The sequence below is a fragment of the Sandarakinorhabdus oryzae genome, from assembly GCF_009733735.1.
Classification (GTDB): Bacteria; Pseudomonadota; Alphaproteobacteria; order Sphingomonadales; family Sphingomonadaceae; genus Sandarakinorhabdus; species Sandarakinorhabdus oryzae.
Genome location: NZ_WNJP01000280.1, coordinates 1 through 2,275 on the forward strand (window position 1 = coordinate 1; position 2,275 = coordinate 2,275).

The 2,275-nt window shown below is 71.7% G+C and carries 2 protein-coding genes; both read right to left on the bottom strand.

Annotated elements, in window-relative coordinates:
* A partial coding sequence (locus tag GJ693_RS15570) for a flagellin N-terminal helical domain-containing protein (RefSeq protein WP_197042273.1) occupies positions 1 to 545 on the bottom strand: 545 nt, incomplete at its 3' end.
* Positions 542 to 2,275 (bottom strand): FlgK family flagellar hook-associated protein (locus GJ693_RS15575; RefSeq protein ID WP_408014602.1); only part of this gene is annotated, 1,734 nt, incomplete at its 5' end. The genes GJ693_RS15570 and GJ693_RS15575, both read right to left, overlap by 4 nt.

Here is a 2,275-nt window from a genome sequence, read left to right on the forward strand (position 1 = left end):
GCTTCGGGGCCGGTGATGCCGGCCGGGATGCGCCGGCCGCTGGTGGCCACCTCTGGCGGCACGCCCAGCCCGGCCCAGGTCGCCAGCCCCTCGGCATCCTCGCCATAGGCCGGCGGCGTGCCCGCCCCGGCAAACAGCGCCTCGCCATCGGGCCCGCGCGTTTCGGCCAGCCCGCGCGCGCTGGCTAGCAATTCGCGCACTTCCACCGCCAGCGCCTTGCGGTCATCCGTGTTCAGTGCCCCGTTGCGGCCGGCCAGCGCCAGCTCCTTGGCGCGGGCGGCCAACTCGGCAATGCCGGCCAGCGCCACTTCGCTGGCCGAAAGCCGTGCTGTGGCGCCATCCATGGCGCGGCGCTGCACGTCGGCGCCGGCATCGGCACGCCGCAGTGTGGCGGCGCGGGCAAAGGCGATGGGATCGTCGCCGGGTTTGGCCAGCTTCTTTTGCGTGCTGATCTGCTGCTGCACTTCGGCCAACTGGTCCGACAATGACCGGAGCCGGCGCACGGCGGCATCATGGCCGACGCGGGCGGAAAGCGGCGGGATCATCGGGCGAGGCCCAATATCTGATCGAACAGGTCGCGCGCCACGCCGATCACCTGGGCGTTGGCGCGATAGGCCGCTTGGAGCCGGGTGAGTTCGGCGGCCTCCACCTCCAGATCAACCGCTGACACCGCATCATTGGCGCGCGCGGCATCTTCCTTCAGGCTGGCCGCCGCGGCCTCCAGACGTTTGGTATCAGAGACTTTTGCGCCAATGCCGGCCAGATCGGCGTCGAGCACCGCTTCGATCGTGCCATCGGGGCCGGGCTGGGTGCGCAGCCGGCCAAGCTCGAGCAGGTTGCGATTGTCCTGCGCGCCCGGCGGTGTGGGGGCGATGCGGAACAGATCGCCCTGTGCTGCGTCGGCGGGCAGGCGAAAACGCACGCCGGGGCCTTCGATCAGGCTGCCATCGGCCGGCACCGTGGCCAGCAGATTGACGCCGGTGGGATCGCGGATTTCGGCCAGGCCGCCGGCGATGACGCTGATGCGCCACGGCGGCGGCGTGGTGTCGCCGCCGGGCAGGGCCAGGGCAGCGGGATCGTCAAACAGGTCGGGCAGGCCACGTGCGGCGTTGGTGGGCAGGCCGTCGATCTGCCAGCGCCCGGCGGCGGCGACCTCGGCCGGTCTCACGGGGCGCAGGCTGAGGCCCTGGGCGCCGTTCAGCGGCTCGATCGTCCATTGGTCGCCGCTCACCCAGCCGGCGCCGATGGTGACGGTCAATCCGTCGAGCAGCAGCGGGGAGGGGCCAGTGATGCTGGCGCTGCCATCCAGCCTGGCCAGCGTGAAGCCGCTCGCCTCGGCGATCAGGCGATAGCCCTGGGGGAAGGGCGCGGTGCCGTCATCCAATTGTACATCCACCGGCGCGCTGCCAGCGTTGGCCTTGCCGACGGTTGTGCGGGTAGCGGTGGTGGCAAAGAGTGCCTGGCCGGGCTGGCCGGCGGCATCGATGCCCTGTTGGTGCCAGTTATTGACCAAGGTCGCAAAACTGCCGGCGCTGCCGTCCAGCGCGGCGCGGGCGCGGATGATCTCGCCCGTCGCTTCCAGCAGGCCAGCGAGCCGGCCGGAGGCGGGCAGGCGCAGCGGCACCGGCGCATGATCGGGGTCGAGCAGCACCGACAGGCCATCGGGCGCTACGCCGATGCGGCTGGCATTGCCGGCGCGTGGCACCAACTGCACCGCGGACGGGCCAAAGCCCAATTTGACCTCGACCACGCCGCGGTCGCCTTCAGTGACGCTGATCCGCACCTCGTCGGCCAGCTGGCGCAGCAGGGTGTCGCGATTGTCGAGCAGGCCGGCGGCGGCCACATCGCCGGAATCGCCGCGGCGCAGCTGGTCGTTCACCTTGGCCAAGGCGGCGGCCAGATCATTGACGGCGCGGGCCGACAGCCGGGCTTCGGCACGGATATCGCCTTCCAACTGCTCGAGGTCGCGGCCATGGCCAGCGAAGGCCGCGGCGGCATCCTCGGCGGCGTCGAGAAACACCGTGCGCGCCGCCGTCTGGGTGGGCGCGGCCGCGAGTTTTGTCGCGCCATCGAAGAAGGCGCCAATCCGGCCGACCACATCGGCGGTGGTCGCCAGTGATTCCAGCCGTTGCAGCCAATCGAGCCGCGCCGCCAGCCGGGCCTGATCGCCACTGGCGACGCGCGCGGCATTGGCCTTCAAGGGATCGACATCGCGCACCAGCGCGGCCGCGCGCACGCCGGCCCCGCTCAGGGGCGCACGCTCCAATGGCCCGCC